Origin of the sequence: Streptomyces cinnabarinus, from assembly GCF_027270315.1 — a bacterium.
Lineage (GTDB): Bacteria > Actinomycetota > Actinomycetes > Streptomycetales > Streptomycetaceae > Streptomyces > Streptomyces cinnabarinus.
On sequence record NZ_CP114413.1, the window covers coordinates 2,473,709 to 2,487,426 of the forward strand.

The following is a 13,718-nucleotide window of genomic DNA, read 5'->3' on the forward strand; positions in this document are numbered from 1 at the left end:
GGACGACGTTGGCCCTCTGCGTTGATCCGCGCTGTGTGATCTGCGGTGATCACTGGCTGATCAAAATTTCGTGCAGGTTACATGATGGAGCGGTTCTCGGGAACCGGATACACCGTTCCAACATGCGGACACCGTGGGGTGACGGCGGGGCCGCGCGAAGCGGCCGAAAAGTATTGGGGACCGACGAGGACAAGATCGATCAGATCGGTGCCAGTCGGCGGTGGCGAGGGGGGCGTCGTCGCCCACCTCACTCAGGCGCGCGGCAGGCACCATTGCCCACAGCGCTTACGGCTCATGCCCGGTGGTTAACCATTCGAAACCAGCGAGTAACGGCTACTTATGCGGCCCATCGCATAAGTTCCAGTCGCACTATCCTACGGCCGTTCCGAACAGGCTGCCCAGGGCGTACGTCACACCGGCCGCGGCGCCACCCAGGGCAAGTTGCCGCAAACCGCTGTACCACCAGGTCCGCGCGGTCACCTTGGCCACGACCGCACCGCAGGCGAAGAGCCCGAAGAGAGCCAGCAGTACGGCGGGCCAGAGCGCGGTCGCCCCGAGCAGATAGGGCAGCACCGGCAGCAGCGCACCCAGCGCGAAGGCGCCGAAGGACGACACGGCGGCGACGGTGGGCGAGGGCAGGTCACCCGGGTCGATCCCGAGCTCCTCCCGGGCGTGTATCTCCAGGGCCTGCTCAGGATCCCGGGAGAGCTGCCGGGCGACCGCGTCGGCGAGCTCGGCATCCACCCCGCGAGCCCGGTACAGAGCGGCCAACTCGGCCTCCTCGTCCTCCGGATGCTTACGAAGCTCGCGCCGCTCGACATCCAGCTCGGCCTCGACCAGCTCCCGCTGTGAGGCGACGGACGTGTACTCGCCCGCGGCCATCGAGAAAGCGCCGGCGGCGAGCCCCGCGAGCCCGGTCAGCACCACCGCCTGATGACCGACCTGACCGCCGGCGACACCGGTCATCAGGGCGAGGTTGGAGACGAGCCCGTCCATGGCGCCGAAGACGGCGGGGCGCAGCCAGCCGCCGTTGACGTCGCGGTGCGTGTGGTTGTCACGGTGCGCCTCATGGAGCGCGGCCTCGGTCTCGATGATCGCCATGGGTCAGGGTCCCCCTCGAACTTAGGAAAGGCTAAGTTTGGACAAGTTCTATTCTTCGACAACAGCAAATGTACGCCGCGAATTCCGCCCCCGCCAGCAAGGAAAGGCTGGGCTAACCTGCGGTTTTGCATGATTCCGCTCATCCGATTGAGACTCTGCACAGATGTCGACCGGGTGACGCTGAGCTCACGAAGGCTCTCCCGTTCCCCTCCCGTGGGACACATCCGCAAAGGGCTCCGCGCCCTGGGAGCCCCCGGAGGAGAGGCCGCGTATGGCATCGATCGCCTGCATCCCCTCGGTCCCGGCGCCGGGGGACGCCGCCGAACTCCGCGACCGGGCGCGCGGCGCGCTCCTGGGTCTGGCGGTGGGCGACGCGCTGGGCGCCCCCGCGGAGAACATGAAGCCGTCGGAGATCCGGGCCCGCTGGGGCCGCATCACGGGCTACGTGGCGGAGCACCCGTCCGGCACGGATGACACGGAGTACGCGATCTTCTCCGGGCTCCTCCTGGCCCGCCACGGCTCGGCACTGACGCCCGCGCATGTGGAGGCGGCATGGCACGAGTGGATCGCGGACCGGGACGAGGGCCCGTTCCGGGGCGCGGGCTTCAGCGAACGCGGCACCCTGGAGAACCTCCGCCGCGGCCTGGCGGCCCCCATCTCCGCCCAGCACCGCCATGCCTGGAGCGACGGACTGGCGATGCGGGCGGCGGTGTTCGGGGTCTACGCCGCGGGCCGCCCCGCCGAAGCGGCCCGCCTCGCGGCCATCGACGGCTCGGTCAGCCATGACGGGGAGGGCATCTACGGCGGCCAGGCGGTGGCGGCGGGTGTGGCGGCGGCAATGGCCGGGGCGCCGACGATCGCGGTGATCGCCTCGGCACTGGCCGTGGTCCCGGACGACTCCTGGACGGCCCGCTCGCTGCGCCGGGCGGTCGCGGTGGCCCACCGAGGCGAACGGGCCGTCCGCTCCGCGGTGGTGATCGGCGGCTACCCCTGGACCGACCTGGCCCCCGAGGCCGTCGCCCTGGCCTTCGGCGCCTACGCGGCGGCCGACGGCGACTTCGTCGATGCGGTCCTGACCGCGGTGAACATGGGCAGAGACGCCGACACGACGGCGGCCGTGGCAGGCGCCCTGTCGGGCGCGACGCGGGGCGCCTCGGCCATCCCCCCGGACTGGTCAACAGCCATCGGCCCGGCAAGGGGCACCTGCCTCCCGGCGATGCGAGGCCACCACGTACTGGAAGTAGCAGACCTGCTGACCCCGGGCGACCACGCACCGACAGCGACCGCGACGGACCCGGAGCCCCAGAAATGACCCCAGAACCACTCCTCGACGAGGGACCAGGCCACCCGACCACCGGCCCACACGTCTCACCCCACCCCACGCCCGAGCCCGAGCCCGAACCCATCCCAAACCCCCAACCATCTCCAGCCCGTCCGGCATCTGAGGCCGAACCCGAAACCATCCCACCCCCCCACCCACCCGCAGAGGCCCACGCACCCCAACCACCCCCAGCCCACCCGACCCCCGAGGCCGAACCCGAACCCTTCCCGAACCCCCAACCACCCCCAGCCCGTCCGGCGTTTGAGGACGAGGCCCCTTCAGGGCCGTTGGGGGTCCAGGGGGCAGCGCCCCCTGGTGGGGTCGAAGGGGCGACGCCCCTGGGGATGGGACGGGTAAGGGCGGCGGGGGCGAGAAAGGACCGTCGGATCGAGGGACTCCTCCTCGGCCTCGCCGCAGGCGACGCCGCCGGCTGGCCCGCCGCCCGCCACCGAGCCGCCCGCATGCCGGAATGGACCCGCCGCCTGACCCGCGAACTCGACACCTTCGCCGAACAGAACGCCACCACCACCCTCCCCGTCCCCATCGCCCTCAACCAACCCCCCGAACCCCTCCGCCTGGGCCCCTCCGACGACGCGGAATGGGCAACCTTCGCCGCGGAAGCCGTACTGAGAGCAGGCGACGACACCGCCCTGGGCGACCTCAGCAGACACCGCCGCATGCGCGCAGCCATCGACCTCACCTGGAACGCCGTAGCCAGCGAGGTAGCCGCCGCAGCGGACCGCGCCCCCGAGATCGAATCCGCCGTACTCCCCCTGCGCGCCCGCATCTCGGTAAGAGCGGGCCTGGGCAACCTGGCAGCGGGCCTACGCCCACCCGCCACCGGCCACGACAACCCCCACTACTTCGACGACGCGGCCTGCATCCGCGCCTGCGTCCTCGCCGCAGCCCACCCCGGCGACCCCCAACTGGCCGCGGAACTCGCCGAGTTCGACGCCCGCTATACCCAGGACGGCGACGGGGTCCACGGCGCCCGCGCCATGGCCGCCGCCATCGCCCAAGCCCTCTCCGGCGCCCGCCTGGACACCTGCGTCACCGCGGCCCTGGCAGAACTCCCGCCCGAGACGGAGATCGGCCGCAACGCCCGCCACGCCCTCGCCCTCGCCCACGACGCCGACAGCGCCTTCGCCCTCATCCCCCAGCTGGAACACCAGATCGTCGATCACGTCTACAGCTACGGCATCGCCGCCGCCGAGACCGTCCCCGTCGCCCTCGCCCTCACCACCGCCGCACGGGGCCGCATCGCCGAAGCGGTCCCCGCCGCCGCCTGCCTCTCCCGGGTCGCCGACTCCGCCCCCGCCCTGGTCGGCGCCCTCACCGGCGCCCTCGGCGGCGGCGCCGCGATCCCCGCCGCCTGGCGCAACGCCTGCCGCGTCCTGTCCGGCTGCGCCCTCCCCCGTCTGACCGGCACGGACCTCGTGGAACTCGCCGAACTCCTCGAAGCCACGCAACCGGCCGGGTCAGGAGGATGATTCGGCGCATGAAGTCCAAAACACCAGAAAACTCCACAGAGGCGAGCCTGGACGACCGGATCACCGGAGCGCTCGTCGGAGCCGCCGTCGGCGACGCCCTGGGCGGCCCGGTCGAGGGCTACTCCCCCGAGCAGATCGTCGAACGCCACGGCGGCCGGGTGCACGGCATCGTCGGCCCCTGGAACGGCGAGGCCTGGCGCACGGCCCGCCCCCTCGCGCCGTACCACAAGGGCGACGGCCACGTCACCGACGACACCTTGATGACCCACGCGCTGATCAGGGTCTACGCCACGGTCCGCGACCACCTCGACGCCTACGCCGTCGCCGACCACCTGGTCCCCGACCTGATGACGAACCCGCGCTGGATCCCGGAACTCGAGTCGGAGGCGCTCCCCCTCCAGCGCATCTTCCTCGCGGAGAAATGGCTGGTCACCCGCCTCCACTACGGCCACGTGGACCCCCGGGAGGCCGGCACCGGCAACATCGTCAACTGCGGCGCGGCGATGTACATGGCGCCGGTCGGCCTGGTCAACGCCGCCGCCCCGTCCGCCGCCTACGCCGAGGCCCTCGACATCGCGGGCGCCCACCAGTCGTCGTACGGCAGGGAGGCGGCGGGAGTCTTCGCGGCGGCGGTGGCGGCGGCCTGCGCCCCCGGTGCGACCCCGGACTCGGTCGTCGCCGCCTGCCTCGCGCTGGCCAAGGACGGCACCCGCGAGGCGATCGAGAAGGTCTGCGAAGTGGCGTCGAGGCACACCGAGTTCGAGTCGGCGCTGAAGCCCCTGCGCGAAGCAGTGGCCCCGTACGACACGGTGGGCCCCGACTACCGCGCCCCGTCCCTCGGCGCCCGGCGCCCCTCCCGGCTGCACGCGATCGAGGAACTCCCCGTCGCGCTCGGCATGTTGCTGCTGGCCTCCGGCGACTACCGCCGCACGGTGCTGGGTTCGGTGAACTACGGCCGGGACTGCGACTCCATCGCCACGATGTCCGGCGCCCTGTCCGGCGCGCTGGGCCACCCCGTCCCCGAGGACTGGTCGAAGCAGGTGGCCGACGCCAGCCGCCTGGACCTGTGGGAACCGGCCCGCACCCTGACCACCGTGACGCGCGAGATCTTCGCCCGTGACGTGGACCGCCGCCGCGCCCACGAGCGGGCCTTCGCCGAGCTCGGAGGTCCAGGATGCTCCGACTGACCTGGGTCCAGCCGGAGGACCTGATCGGCCACGAACTCCGCCAGGCGGCCCAGGACGGCCGCGAACCCTCGAGAATCGCGGCCCGCTGGAGAGCGGCGGGCGGCCTCGACGCGCCAGAACGAGCAGGCGCCTCCCCGGACCGCTCCTCCCCCTACCTCCGGCTACTGGCGGAGGACCTGCTGGACGAACTGGCGGACCTGCCGAGCAGCTTGGCGGACAGCGAGCCGACCGACCTGACCACAATCAAGGCGATGTGCCCCTCCTGGCCGTCGCGGGCACCGGCCGACGTCCCCGCCCAGACCCGCCTGGAGGCCGCCTGGCTGGGCAGAGCGGTCGGCTGTCTGCTGGGCAAGCCCGTGGAGAAGCTCCCCCTGGAAGCCATCCGCCAACTGGCCGGATCGACCGGCAACTGGCCCCCCACCACGTACTTCACGGCAAAGGGCGTCCCCCAGGACCTCCTCGCCGCCCACCCCTGGAACCGCCGCTCGGCCCTCACCTCCCTCGCCGAGAACATCGACGGCATGCCGGAGGACGACGATCTCAACTACCCCCTCCTCAACCTGCTCCTCCTCCGGCGCCACGGCAGAACCTTCACCACCACGGACGTGGCGAGGCTCTGGCTCGACGAACTCCCCGCGGGCCGCACCTTCACCGCCGAACGCATCGCCTACCGCAACCTCCTCACCGGCCTGGAACCGCCGAGAACCGCAAGCCACCGCAACCCGTTCCGCGAATGGATCGGCGCCCTGATCCGCGCCGACGTGCACGGCTGGACCAACCCCGGCGACCCGGCGGCCGCCGCCGAGCAGGCCCACCGCGACGCCACCCTCACCCACACCGCCAACGGCGTCTACGCGGCGATGTTCATCGCGGCCACCATCGCCCGGGCGGCCACCGGCACCCACGACATCCACACCTGTCTGGCGACCGGCCTCAGGGTGATCCCCCCGCACTCCCGCCTGTCCCGGGCGGTCCACCACGCCGTACAACTCGCCCAGGAGCACGCGGACTTCGACACGGTCGTGGACGAACTCCACGCCACCCACGGCGGAACCCACCACTGGGTCCACGCGATCCCCAACACCGCACTCATCGCCGCCGCCCTCACTCACGCCGACGGCGACTTCACCGGCGCCATCTCCCGTGCCGTGTCCGGAGGTTGGGACACCGACTCCAACGGCGCCACGGCGGGCAGCATCGCCGGACTCCTCACCGGCCACCCCTCCGCCCTCCCCGACCACTGGACGACCCCGCTCAAGAACCGGCTGTCCACCTCCGTCGGTGACTTCAACGGCACCGGCTTCGACACCCTGGCCCACCTCACCCACCGGGAGGCGCACCGCCCATGACGCACATCGCCGTACTCGGCAGCACCAACATGGATCTCGTCGCCTTCGTGGCGAAGGCACCCCAGCACGGGGAGACCGTCACGGGCCGCGAGTTCCGTACGATCCCCGGCGGCAAGGGCGCCAACCAGGCCGTCGCCGCGGCCCGCGCGGGCGCCACCGTCTCCATGATCGGCGCCGTCGGCAACGACTCCTTCGGCACCCGGCTGCGCTCCACCCTGGAGCACTCCGGCGTCGAGACCGACCATCTGCGCACCACGGAGGGCTCCTCCGGCACCGCCCACATCGTCGTCGACGACGAGGGCGGCAACGCGATCGTGGTGATCCCCGCCGCCAACGGCACCGTCGACCACCTCGCCCCGGGCGACGAGGGCCTCATCGCCTCCGCCGACGCCCTGCTGCTCCAGCTGGAGATCCCGCTCGCCGCGGTCCTCGCGGGCGCCGAGGCGGCCCGTGCCCACGGCGTGCGGACGGTCCTCACCCCGGCGCCCGCCCAGCCGCTGCCCCTCGAACTCCTCAACGCCACCGACCTGTTGCTGCCCAACGAGCACGAGGCCACCACCCTCACCGGCCGTACCGACCCGGGTGCGGCGGCGCTCGCCCTGCTGGAGGAGGTCCCGGAGGTGGTCGTCACCCTGGGCGCGGCGGGCAGCCTGTACGCGGCCCGCGGCGCCGAGCCGATCGTCGTCCCCGCGCCCCAGGTCACCGCCGTGGACACCACCGGCGCCGGGGACACCTTCGCCGGCACCCTCGCGGTGGCGCTCACCGAGGGCCGCCCGATGCCGGACGCGCTGGCCTGGGCGGCCGCCGCGGCGGCGCTGTCGGTGCAGCGGGCCGGGGCGTCGGAGTCGATGCCGTACCGCTCCGAGATCGAGGCGCAGTACACCTCATGAACCGAGCCCCGCTGACCGGTCTGCGCGTCCTGGACCTCGCCACCCTCTTCGCCGGGCCGCTCGCCGCCACGGCGCTCGGCGACTTCGGCGCCGAGGTCATCAAGGTCGAGCACCCGGCCAAGCCCGACCCGTCCCGCGGTCACGGCCCGGCCAAGGACGGCATCGGGCTCTGGTGGAAGCACCTCGGCCGCAACAAGCGCACGATCACCCTGAACCTGTCGACCCCGGGCGGCCGCGCCACCCTCCTGCGGCTCGCCGGCACCGCGGACGTGATCATCGAGAACTTCCGCCCCGGCACCCTGGAGAAGTGGGACCTCGGCTGGCCCGAGCTGTCCGCCGTCAACCCCCGTCTGGTCCTCACCCGGGTCACCGGCTTCGGCCAGTTCGGCCCCTACGCCCACCGCCCCGGATTCGGCACCCTCGCCGAGGCGATCAGCGGTTTCGCCGCGCTCACCGGCGAACCGGACGCGCCTCCGACGCTCCCGCCGTTCGGCCTCGCGGACTCGATCGCGGGCCTGGCCACGGCGTACGCCGTCCTCACCGCCCTCGCCGCCCGCGACCGCACCGGCGAGGGCCAGGTCGTCGACCTCTCCCTGATCGAACCGATGCTCTCGGTCCTCGGCCCCCAGCCCACCTGGTACGACCAGCTCGGCTACGTCCAGCAGCGCACCGGCAACCGCTCGGCGAACAACGCGCCGCGCAACACCTACCGCACCGCGGACGGCAGTTGGGTCGCGGTCTCCACCTCGGCCCAGTCGGTGGCGGAACGCGTTCTGCGGCTGGTGGGCCGCCCGGAGCTGATCGACGAGCCGTGGTTCGCCACGGGCGCCGACCGGGCCCGGCACGCGGACGTCCTCGACGCGGCGGTCGGCGGCTGGATCGCCGAGCGGACCCGCGAGGAGGTGATCGCGGCCTTCGAGAAGGCGGAGGCGGCCGTCGCCCCGATCCAGGACGTGCGCGAGGTGATGACGGACCCGCAGTACCAGGCGCTCGACACGATCACCACGGTCGACGACCCGGAGCTCGGGCCCCTGCGTATGCAGAACGTCCTCTTCCGCCTCTCCGCGACCCCCGGCGCGATCCGCTGGACCGGCCGCCCGCACGGCGCCGACACCGACGAGGTCCTCACCGAGCTGGGCCTGACCCCGGCGGACGTGGCGGCCCTGCGCGCGGAGGGCGCCGTATGACGATCCCGCTCACCTGGCTGTACGTCCCCGGCGACCGCCAGGACACGGTGGCCAAGGCGCTGCGGTCCGGAGCGGACGTCGTGGTGATCGACCTGGAGGACGCGGTCGCCCCCGACCGCAAGGAGTACGCCCGCGCCGCGACGGCCGAGTTCCTCTCCGACCCGCGGCCCGTCCCGGTCCACGTCCGTGTGAACGCCCTGGACGGACCCTTCGCGGCGGCGGACCTGAAGGCACTGGCCCACCTGGTCGGCGTGGCGGGCCTCCGGCTGCCCAAGGTCACCTCACCCGACCAGATCCGCCGGGTCGCGCAGTCCACGCCCCATCCGCTGTACGCCCTGCTGGAATCGGCCCTGGGCATCGAGCACGCCTTCACCATCGCCCAGGCCCATCCCGCGCTGCACGGCATCGCCCTGGGCGAGGCGGACCTCAAGGCCGACCTCTCCGTACGCGACGACGCGGGCCTGGACTGGCCGCGCTCCCGGGTGATCGTCGCGGCCAGGGCGGCGGGCCTGCCACCCCCGCCCCAGTCCGTCCACCCCGACACCCGTGACCTGACGGGCCTGGCGGCGACCTGCGCCCACGGCCGCGCCCTGGGCTTCCTGGGCCGCGCGGCCATCCACCCCCGCCAACTCCCCGTCATCGAACGGGCCTACCTCCCCACGGAGGAGGACCTGGAACGGGCGGAGGCGATCATCAAGGCGGCCACGGCACACGGTGGTGCGCAGGCGCTGCGCGACGGCACGTTCATCGACGCGGCAGTGGTGGCGGCGGCCCACCGCACGCTCTCCCTCGCGGCCCGCCGCGGCTGACAAGGGCGGCCGACAACGGCGAAGGGCGCCCGGAACACTTCCGGGCGCCCTTCGCCGTCGTACGTCCGACCGGTCAGCCCTTCTTCGCCGACCCGGCCCCGTCGTTGGCATCGTCCTTCAGGTCGGAGGACTCCTCGTCGGCCGTGTCGGCGCCGTCCGCCTTCTCGGCCTTCTCGGCGTCGTCCGCTTCGTCCTCGTCGGCCGGGGCCACGGCGTCGACCGCGCCCGGCTCGACCACGGCCTCCCGGCCCGGCCGCTGCTTGGCGGAGACGACGATGTAGAGCACCGCCAGCAGGAAGACCACCAGCGCGGTCCAGTTGTTCAGGCGGAGGCCCAGGATCTCGTGCGCCTCGTCGACCCGCATGTACTCGATCCAGAACCGGCCCACGCAGTAGGACGCGACGTACAGCGCGAACGCCCGCCCGTGGCCCAGCTTGAACCGGCGGTCGGCCCAGATGACGAGCAGCGCCACACCGACGCACCACAGCGACTCGTACAGGAACGTCGGGTGGTAGGTGCCCGGCTCCCGGCCGTCCGAGGAGGAGGTGATCTCGACGGCCCAGGGCAGGTCGGTGGCCCTGCCGTACAGCTCCTGGTTGAACCAGTTGCCCCAGCGGCCGATGGCCTGCGCGAGGGCGATGCCGGGGGCGACGGCGTCGGCGTACGCCGGCAGCGGGATGCCCCGGCGCCGGCAGCCGATCCACGCGCCCAGCGCGCCGAACGCGATGGCACCCCAGATGCCGAGGCCGCCCTCCCAGATCTTGAAGGCGTCCACCCAGTCACGGCCCTCGCTGAAGTACAGCTGGTAGTCCGTGATCACGTGGTAGAGGCGCCCGCCGACCAGTCCGAAGGGGACGGCCCACACCGCGATGTCGGCCACCGTGCCGGACCGGCCGCCGCGGGCGATCCAGCGCTTGTTGCCGAGCCAGACGGCGACGAAGACGCCGATGATGATGCAGAACGCGTAGCCTCGCAGCGGAATGGGACCGAGGTGGATCACCCCGCGCGACGGGCTGGGAATGTAGGCAAGTTCCATGGCAAGGTCGACGCTACCCTGCCGGGCGGCGCACGCGTCGGGCAGCCCGGCTACGGCTCCATAACAGGCGGGCCCCGCGCCCTATCCCTTGGCCGCCTCCTGCACCTGCTCCTTCAGCTTCTGAGGCGTCATCGACTGGTCCTGGTAGATGTTCTTGCCGTCCAGCAGCACGGTCGGTGTGCCGGTGAAGCCGCCGCTGCGGAAGGCCTCGTTCGACTTCGCCACCCAGCCGTTGTGCGTGCCCTCCTCCACACAGGTGCGGAAGGCGGGCGTGTCCAGTCCGTCGACCTTGGCGGCCAGCTCGAAGAGCTTGCTGTTCTCCGCGAAGGCGTCGTCGGTCTCGGCGGGCTGGTTCGTGTAGAGCACATCGTGGTACTCGACGAACTTCCCGGCGTCCTGGGCGCAGGCCGCGGCGTTGGCGGCGTTCTGGGAGCCGGTGCCGCCCATGTTGCCGTCGATGATCGTCGCGAGGCGGTACTCGACTCTGAGCTGACCGGCGTCGGTCAGCTCATGGATCGTCGAGCGGTAGGCGTCCTCGAAGGACTTGCAGGCCGGGCAGCGGAAGTCCTCCCAGACCACGAGGGTCGACGGGGCGTCCTCCTCGCCGACCGGGATCGCCAGGCTGTCCTCGCCCTGCGCGCCCGAGGGGGCCACGACGGGACCGGCGGAGTCGCCGTCGTCGTCCTTTCCGGCATTGGCGGCGATCACCCCGATCACCGCGGCGAGCCCCAGGACGCAGACGACGCTCGCTCCGACGATCAGCGTGCGCCGACGCCTCTCCGCGGCCTTCTGCTTCTCTCGCTCGATGGCCATCCGCTCCCGGGCGGTGCGCTTTCCCTCACGGTTCTTCTCGCTCACACCCCGGAAACGAACCGGGGAGGCGCGCAGCGCCTCCCCGGTCCCAGGTCCACCCGTTCGGGTTACACCTTGCCTCGGACTCCGTCGGCGAGATCGGCGGCGAGGGCGCGGACGGCCTCGATACCGGCCGCGTGGTCGGGCGCGTCCAGCATCCGCTTCACGAACGCCGAACCGACGATGACCCCGTCGGCGAACCCGGCGACCTCGGCCGCCTGCGCGGCGTTGGAGACGCCGAGCCCGACGCAGACGGGCAGCCCGCTGCCGGTGGCCCGGGTCCGCTCGACCAGGTCCTGCGCCTGCGCGCCGACCGACTCACGGGTTCCGGTGACGCCCATCAGCGAGGCGGCGTAGACGAAGCCGCTGCCCGCCGCGGTGATCTGGGCGAGCCGCTCGTCCTTGCTGCTCGGGGCGACGACGAAGACCGTCGCGAGCCCGTGCTTCTCGGCGTGCTCCCGCCACAGCGCCGCCTCCTGCACGGGCAGGTCGGGCAGGATGCACCCGGCGCCGCCCGCCTCCGCGAGCTCCGCGGTGAACCGCTCGACGCCGTAGCGGTCGATCGGGTTCCAGTAGGTCATGACGAGCACCGGCTTGCCGGTCGCGGCGTGGGCCTCGCGGACCGTGCGCATCACGTCGGCGATCTTCACTCCGCCGCGCAGCGCGATGTCGTCGGCGGTCTGGATGACGGGACCGTCGAGGACGGGGTCGCTGTGCGGCAGACCGACCTCGACGATGTCCGCGCCGCCGTCGAAGACGGCCTTGATCGCCTCGATGCCGCCGTCCACGGTCGGGAACCCGGCCGGGAGGTAGGCGATGAGCGCGGAGCGGCCCTCGGCCTTGGCGGCGGCGAGGGTGTCCGTCAACAGCTGGATGTTCCCGCTCACTTGGCGTCCCCCTCGATCTCGGCGATGTCGGCGGCGTTCGCCGCCACCTCGGCGTCGGTGTCGTACAGGCCGAAGTACCGGGCGGCCGTGTCCATGTCCTTGTCACCGCGACCGGACAGGTTGACGATGATCAGCCCGTCCTTGCCCAGCTCCTTGCCGACCTCCAGGGCGCCGGCCAGCGCGTGGGCGCTCTCGATGGCGGGGATGATGCCCTCGGTGCGCGACAGCAGGCGCAGGGCCTGCATCGCCGCGTCGTCGGTGACCGCGCGGTACTCGCCGCGGCCGCTGTCCTTGAGGTAGGAGTGCTCGGGGCCGATGCCCGGGTAGTCCAGACCGGCCGAGATCGAGTACGGTTCGGTGATCTGGCCCTCGTCGTCCTGGAGGACGTAGGAGCGGGAGCCGTGCAGGATGCCGGGCTCGCCCGCGGTCAGCGTGGCCGCGTGCTCGCCGGTCTCCACGCCGTGCCCGGCGGGCTCGCAGCCGATGAGGCGTACGTCGGCGTCCGGGATGAAGGCGTGGAACAGACCGATGGCGTTGGAGCCGCCGCCGACACAGGCGATGGCGGCGTCGGGCAGGCGTCCGGCGCGCTCCAGGATCTGACGGCGGGCCTCGACGCCGATGACACGGTGGAAGTCGCGGACCATCGCGGGGAAGGGGTGCGGTCCGGCGACCGTGCCGAACAGGTAGTGCGTGTGGTCGACGTTGGCGACCCAGTCGCGGAAGGCCTCGTTGATCGCGTCCTTCAGCGTGCGGCTGCCGGACTTCACGGCGATGACCTCGGCGCCGAGCATGCGCATGCGGGCCACGTTGAGGGCCTGGCGCTGGGTGTCGATCTCGCCCATGTAGATGGTGCATTCGAGGCCGAACAGCGCGCAGGCCGTCGCCGTCGCCACGCCGTGCTGGCCCGCGCCGGTCTCGGCGATGACCCTCGTCTTGCCCATGCGCTTGGTGAGCAGGGCCTGGCCGAGGACGTTGTTGATCTTGTGGGAGCCGGTGTGGTTCAGGTCTTCCCGCTTGAGGAAGACACGTGCACCACCGGCGTGTTCGGCGAACCTCGGCACCTCGGTGAGGGAGCTCGGTCGGCCGGTGTAGTGCACCAGCAGATCGTCCAGTTCGCGGGCGAACTCGGGGTCGTGCTTGGCCTTTTCGTACTCGACGGCCACCTCGTCGACTGCCGCGACGAGGGCCTCGGGGATGAACTTTCCGCCGAAGGCGCCGAAGTAGCCCTCGGGGGTGGGGACTTGACCCTCGGGGTCTGGGATGAAGAAGTCGCTGGGCATGCGGATACCTCACGGTGAGTGGTGTGTGAGCAGCACTGTTCGCCGTGGGGGCGGGGGATGGTGTGTCGACTGCGAGCCGTCAGTGGCTGATCGCGCCCGCGCGGCGGTAGCCGCAAATCAAACACAGCCCCGCGCCCCTGACGGGGCGCTGCTGCCATCGCATGCCATTGACTTGCCCTGGTTCGTCCCCGATGACGTACCGCACTCTGCGGCCGTGCACCCTGCGTGCGGGCGCGCGGCAACCACGGGGGCGGCAACCGCGCGCGAGGCGGGCATACCTGTCCGTGGCTGTCGTCGTGGGAGTCATCGGGGCCAAGCCTATCGAAAGA

The 13,718-nt window shown here is 72.2% G+C and carries 13 protein-coding genes; 7 read left to right on the top strand and 6 right to left on the bottom strand.

Features of this window, described 5'->3' with window-relative positions; all coding sequences use genetic code 11:
* Positions 1-369 precede the first annotated feature (369 nt).
* Complete coding sequence (locus STRCI_RS11155; protein WP_269658731.1) at positions 370-1,101, bottom strand: VIT1/CCC1 transporter family protein; 732 nt, start codon at positions 1,099-1,101, stop codon at positions 370-372.
* A 271-nt stretch (positions 1,102-1,372) separates the two neighbouring features.
* Here STRCI_RS11155 and STRCI_RS11160 point away from each other — a divergent pair, with 271 nt between their 5' ends.
* The 7 genes from STRCI_RS11160 to STRCI_RS11190 all read left to right on the top strand — a co-directional run bounded on the left by STRCI_RS11160 (position 1,373) and on the right by STRCI_RS11190 (position 9,334).
* A complete protein-coding gene (locus tag STRCI_RS11160) occupies positions 1,373-2,413 on the top strand; it encodes an ADP-ribosylglycohydrolase family protein (RefSeq protein WP_269658732.1) in 1,041 nt (346 codons plus the stop codon).
* 353 nt (positions 2,414-2,766) lie between these two features.
* Positions 2,767-3,912 carry an ADP-ribosylglycohydrolase family protein gene (locus STRCI_RS11165; protein WP_418953323.1) on the top strand — a complete coding sequence of 382 codons (1,146 nt, stop codon included), beginning with the start codon at positions 2,767-2,769 and terminating at the stop codon, positions 3,910-3,912.
* 8 nt (positions 3,913-3,920) lie between these two features.
* Positions 3,921-5,099 (top strand): ADP-ribosylglycohydrolase family protein, encoded by a 1,179-nt coding sequence (locus STRCI_RS11170; RefSeq protein WP_269658733.1) that lies wholly within the window; start codon positions 3,921-3,923, stop codon positions 5,097-5,099.
* The gene (locus STRCI_RS11175; RefSeq protein ID WP_269658734.1) at positions 5,087-6,448 is read left to right on the top strand and encodes an ADP-ribosylglycohydrolase family protein; all 1,362 of its coding nucleotides are present in this window, start codon (positions 5,087-5,089) and stop codon (positions 6,446-6,448) included. The genes STRCI_RS11170 and STRCI_RS11175 overlap by 13 nt, the downstream gene beginning before the upstream one ends.
* A complete protein-coding gene (gene rbsK / locus STRCI_RS11180) occupies positions 6,445-7,338 on the top strand; it encodes a ribokinase (RefSeq protein ID WP_269658735.1) in 894 nt (297 codons plus the stop codon). Before STRCI_RS11175 ends, rbsK begins: the two co-directional genes overlap by 4 nt.
* On the top strand, positions 7,335-8,525 hold the full coding sequence (locus STRCI_RS11185) for a CaiB/BaiF CoA transferase family protein (RefSeq protein ID WP_269658736.1): 1,191 nt from the start codon (positions 7,335-7,337) through the stop codon (positions 8,523-8,525). Before rbsK ends, STRCI_RS11185 begins: the two co-directional genes overlap by 4 nt.
* Complete coding sequence (locus STRCI_RS11190) at positions 8,522-9,334, top strand: HpcH/HpaI aldolase/citrate lyase family protein (protein ID WP_269658737.1); 813 nt, start codon at positions 8,522-8,524, stop codon at positions 9,332-9,334. The genes STRCI_RS11185 and STRCI_RS11190 overlap by 4 nt, the downstream gene beginning before the upstream one ends.
* 73 nt (positions 9,335-9,407) lie before the next feature.
* Here the strand turns inward: STRCI_RS11190 and lgt are convergent, their stop codons facing one another.
* From lgt to trpM, 5 genes are all read right to left on the bottom strand, one after another.
* Positions 9,408-10,370 carry a prolipoprotein diacylglyceryl transferase gene (gene lgt / locus STRCI_RS11195; protein WP_269658738.1) on the bottom strand — a complete coding sequence of 321 codons (963 nt, stop codon included), beginning with the start codon at positions 10,368-10,370 and terminating at the stop codon, positions 9,408-9,410.
* 81 nt (positions 10,371-10,451) lie between these two features.
* Positions 10,452-11,228 carry a DsbA family protein gene (locus tag STRCI_RS11200; RefSeq protein ID WP_269658739.1) on the bottom strand — a complete coding sequence of 259 codons (777 nt, stop codon included), beginning with the start codon at positions 11,226-11,228 and terminating at the stop codon, positions 10,452-10,454.
* 62 nt (positions 11,229-11,290) lie between these two features.
* Positions 11,291-12,109, bottom strand: a complete 819-nt coding sequence (gene trpA / locus STRCI_RS11205; RefSeq protein ID WP_269658740.1) for a tryptophan synthase subunit alpha — start codon at positions 12,107-12,109, stop codon at positions 11,291-11,293.
* Positions 12,106-13,389: a tryptophan synthase subunit beta gene (trpB, locus tag STRCI_RS11210; protein ID WP_269658741.1), complete on the bottom strand. Its 1,284-nt coding sequence runs from the start codon at positions 13,387-13,389 to the stop codon at positions 12,106-12,108. The genes trpA and trpB overlap by 4 nt, the downstream gene beginning before the upstream one ends.
* 79 nt (positions 13,390-13,468) lie before the next feature.
* Positions 13,469-13,696 (bottom strand): tryptophan biosynthesis modulator TrpM, encoded by a 228-nt coding sequence (gene trpM, locus STRCI_RS43540; RefSeq protein WP_418953324.1) that lies wholly within the window; start codon positions 13,694-13,696, stop codon positions 13,469-13,471.
* Between the last annotated feature and the right edge of the window lie 22 nt (positions 13,697-13,718).